A 2,980-nucleotide genomic window follows, 5' to 3' on the forward strand; every position below is an offset into this window, starting at 1 on the left:
CCAAGGGGGATCCCGCGCGAGAAGCGCTGCTCGAACAGCTCCTTGTTGCGCGCCACCTGCACGACCATCGAATCCGACAGCGCGTTCACCACCGAGGCGCCGACCCCGTGCAGGCCGCCCGAGGTCTCGTAGGCCTTGCCCGAGAACTTGCCGCCCGCGTGCAGGGTGCAGAGGATGACCTCGAGCGCGGACTTGCCGGGGAACTTGGGGTGGGGGTCGATCGGGATGCCGCGGCCGTTGTCACGGATGGTGAGGGCGTAATCCTCGTGCAGCTCGACCTCGATGCGGTTGGCATGTCCCGCCACCGCCTCGTCCATGGAGTTGTCGAGCACCTCCGCCACGAGGTGGTGCAGGGCACGCTCGTCGGTGCCGCCGATATACATGCCCGGACGCTTGCGCACCGGTTCGAGCCCTTCCAGCACCTCGATGGAGGACGCATCGTAGGTCGTGGTCTCGGTTGCCGCGAGGAGATCGTCTGCCATGGTCCGCTGCTCGTTTGGTTCGTTGATTGGCAGGCAGTATGTCAGAGCAGGGCGGGCTGGAAAAGGCCGGAACCCCGCACGACCCCATGATGGTGGGGAGAATGCTGTGGATTATGCCGGATCTTGTGGCGCAAGCACCGACCAGTGCTCTCCCATGGCCACGATGCAGGAGGTGCCGGAGGCGTAGGCGATGACCATGGTCCAGTCGCCGTCGGGCGAGGTCCAGAGCTCGACGACCTCTTCGGGGCTGCGCAGCCCGGTCGAGCTCAGCGTCGCGCCCTGGCGGCGGGTCATGCGTTCGGTCATGCGCGCGCCCGGCTCGCAGATCACGTCGGCAATGGGCGAGGCCGCCTGCACCGGGGCGGCGAGGGCCAGGGTCATCGCGAGGGGAATCAGGAAGAGGGGCCGCATGCACCAAAGTGTAACGGCGTCATGACGATCTGCAAAAGCAATCCGCTAGGCCGCGCCCGGCGGTGAGGCCGGGCGCGACGGTGCTCGATCCGCGGTCGGATCAGAAGCGGTAGTTGATGCCCACGGTGGCGGTGGTCGCGTCGACTTCGAGGTCGTCGTCGTCGAAGTCGCTGAACTCGTTGTAGTTCACTTCACCGTTCAGGGTCACGTTGTCCGAGACGAAGGTCTCGACGCCGGCACCCACGTAGTAGCCGCCCGAGCTGCCCGCATCGAGGCTGCCGCCGTCGGTGGTGGCGTGGGCATAGCCGCCGGTGCCGTAGACCATGGTGCGGCCGAGGTCGTAGCCCACGCGGCCGCCGACCTTGGCGATGCCGTCGAGGTCGCCCGCGTCACCGAGATCGATGTCGGTCGCGTCGTACTGCACGCCGGCACCGGCGACCCAGTTGCCGAAGTCGTGGTCATAGAAGGCGCGCAGGCCGTAGACCATGCCGTCCTCGGAATCGTCGCCCGCACCGTCGGTGTCGACGCTGCCATACCCCAGCTGGGCACCGACCGACGGGCCGGTCCAGTCACCGGTGACCGGCGAGGCTACGGGGGCGAGCGGAGCCACGGGCGCGGGCTCGACCGGCGTCGGCTCCAGCGAGCCTGCCAGGGCGGGCGTGGCGAGGAAGGGCACGAGGATAAGAGATTTGAGAGTCATGTGTCTGCTCCTTTGTCGTTCTGTCTGGCCCACGGTCGGGGCCGGCGACTGGGGAGATAACGACGAGCCGGGCGTCCGGCTCCACACGAAGCGCTCACATCATTTTGCTGTTGCGGAACCGGGACAGATTTGCGGCTTTCCCGGCCTCTGCGCCAAGAACAGCCGCCACGTGAGCGTCATCCGGCAGGGTTTGGCCGACCTGACGCCACGTCAATGGAACCACCTCGGGCCGGGCTGACGCGCGCTCCGGGGTGTCTCGGGCGCGCGAGGGCCGCGAAAGGGCGTTGCCGGATGCCGAGCATCTTCGTCGCGCGGGCCAGATTCGCGAGCGGGGCGTCTTGATCGCCCGCGTTGTGCTGCGCCTCTCCGGGGGTACGTCCTGCGCGCACCGTGGTGAGGTCGGCGTCCGAGAGCGAGGTGCCCGCGTCGATCTTCTGCATGTCGGCGGGACAGTGGAAGGCAAAGGCCGGGGCCGCTGCGAGACAGAGCGCGGCTGCCACTGCGCGACGGATCATGGATGAGCCCTCCTTGTGTGGGGCGCCAAGGATCGCACGGACCGCGATCGCCCGGCGTGGAAACAAAAGCCGCGATTTCCCGCCGGATGCGGGGGACGGGGGCGGCGGCGATCCGCGGGTCAAATTCGCTGCGCGGAGCGTTGCCACCGGAAAATCCCCGTTCCGGCAGGAGTTCGCTGCCCTGCGGCAAGAACGCCGGATACCCTTTGATGCGTAGGGGGACGGTGCATAGCTCTGGGTCGAAGGCACGGGATGCCCCCGTGTCGGAAGATCAGAACCTCCGAAAGGAAACAGCATGAAACGCAACGGTATCCTGCTCAAGTCCACGGTCATCGCAGCCCTGATCGCCGCTCCGGTGGCGCCGGTACTGGCCCAGACGGCCCCCGAGACCGCGACGGAGACCGCGCCCGGGGCGGCTCCGATGCAGGCCGCGCCCGAGGCGCCCGCGGCGGACTTCAGCGAAGCCCAGCTCACGTCCTTCATCGACGCCGCGATGCAGGTGCAGGACGTGCAGGAGGACTACGCCGCCCGCATCGACGGCACCGCAGAGCCCGAAGGCAAGCAGGCGCTGGTGCAGGAAGCCCAGCAGGAGATGGCCTCAGCGGTCGAGGAGACCGAGGGCATGGACGTGCAGACCTACAACCAGATCAGCGCCGCGGCCCAGGCCGATCCGGAGCTGAACGAACGCCTGCTCGCGATGCTGCAGACCAAGCAGCAGGACGGCGCAGGGGCCACGATGACGGAGTGACCCCTGTCTCCCTCATCGTGCAAGGCCGCCCTTCGGGGCGGCCTTTTTCGTTGGGACGGTCAATAGAGCGAGTTGGGAGAGATCTCGGTCGGGAGGAAGACCACGCGCCCGATAGTACGGTTCG

The 2,980-nt window shown here is 67.8% G+C and carries 5 protein-coding genes; 1 reads left to right on the plus strand and 4 read right to left on the minus strand.

Annotation, left to right across the window (positions count from 1 at the left end; all coding sequences use genetic code 11):
• The 4 genes from HC022_RS22850 to HC022_RS22865 all read right to left on the minus strand — a co-directional run.
• Positions 1 to 482, minus strand: a 482-nt coding sequence (locus tag HC022_RS22850) for an ATP-binding protein (RefSeq protein ID WP_254885243.1), incomplete at its 3' end; no start/stop codon positions are given.
• A 111-nt stretch (positions 483 to 593) separates the two neighbouring features.
• Positions 594 to 863 carry a hypothetical protein gene (locus HC022_RS22855; protein ID WP_167453935.1) on the minus strand — a complete coding sequence of 90 codons (270 nt, stop codon included), beginning with the start codon at positions 861 to 863 and terminating at the stop codon, positions 594 to 596.
• 130 nt (positions 864 to 993) lie between these two features.
• Positions 994 to 1,593 (minus strand): outer membrane protein, encoded by a 600-nt coding sequence (locus HC022_RS22860; RefSeq protein ID WP_167453936.1) that lies wholly within the window; start codon positions 1,591 to 1,593, stop codon positions 994 to 996.
• A 176-nt stretch (positions 1,594 to 1,769) separates the two neighbouring features.
• Entirely contained in the window at positions 1,770 to 2,108 is a 339-nt protein-coding gene (locus HC022_RS22865) for a hypothetical protein (protein ID WP_167453934.1), read from the minus strand.
• Between the two features lie 295 nt (positions 2,109 to 2,403).
• Between HC022_RS22865 and HC022_RS22870 the strand changes: the two genes are divergently transcribed.
• Entirely contained in the window at positions 2,404 to 2,856 is a 453-nt protein-coding gene (locus tag HC022_RS22870) for a DUF4168 domain-containing protein (RefSeq protein ID WP_167453937.1), read from the plus strand.
• The last annotated feature ends 124 nt before the right edge of the window (positions 2,857 to 2,980 follow it).

The sequence above is a fragment of the Salipiger sp. HF18 genome, from assembly GCF_011806505.1.
Classification (GTDB): Bacteria; Pseudomonadota; Alphaproteobacteria; order Rhodobacterales; family Rhodobacteraceae; genus Salipiger; species Salipiger thiooxidans.